Below are 641 nucleotides of genomic sequence, written 5' to 3'. Positions count from 1 at the left end.
TGGCGGAGGCGCTCCTCACTCTCGCGCAGCCGCTCCTCGGCCGCCCGGCGCGCGGTGACGTCCTGGCCGATCTTGAGAAAGCCGAGCAGGGTGCCGTCCGGATCGCGCAGCGCCCGGGTGGAGCCCTCGATGAAGACGCGCCGGCCGTCCTTGCGGAGGTGCCAGCGGACGTTCGGCGCGACACCCGCCCTGCAGGCCGTCGCGGTCTCCCACCGGTCCTGGTGCCGTTCCCGATCCTCCGGCGTGAAGATGATCGCGGCCGGCTGCCCGACCACCTCCTCCGCCGTCCAGCCGAAGACCGCCTGGGCGCCGGGCAACCAATCGGTGATCCGATCCTCAAGGTCGGTGAGGAAGATCGCATAGTCGAGCGCCGCCTCGACCGTGAACCGGAAGCGCTCCTCCGTCGAGCGCAGGGTCTGGGCCATGAGCAGCCGGTCGATCACCGGGCCGAGGATGGCGGCGTAGGTGCGGAGGAACTGGATCTCATCCCGACCGAAGTCGCGCGGCTTGGTGTCGTCCACCTGTAGCAGCCCGTAGGGCCGCCCGCCGGGCAGGAAGATGGGCACGTTCACCAGGGCGACCACTCCGGCGTCCTTCATGAAGGGCGGAACGTCGAACCGGTCCTCCTGACTGATGTCCTG

At 70.0% G+C, this 641-nt stretch carries 1 protein-coding gene; it reads right to left on the bottom strand.

What is annotated here, in order from left to right:
• On the bottom strand, nt 1–641 hold a 641-nt coding region (locus D2K64_RS23980), incomplete at both ends, for a PAS domain S-box protein (protein ID WP_120010932.1).

It is taken from the genome of Teichococcus vastitatis, assembly GCF_003604215.1.
In the GTDB taxonomy this organism is placed as follows: Bacteria; Pseudomonadota; Alphaproteobacteria; order Acetobacterales; family Acetobacteraceae; genus Pseudoroseomonas; species Pseudoroseomonas vastitatis.
The sequence above is the reverse complement of the archived record's forward strand: the minus strand, read 5'-3'. Positions and strand labels throughout refer to the sequence as shown.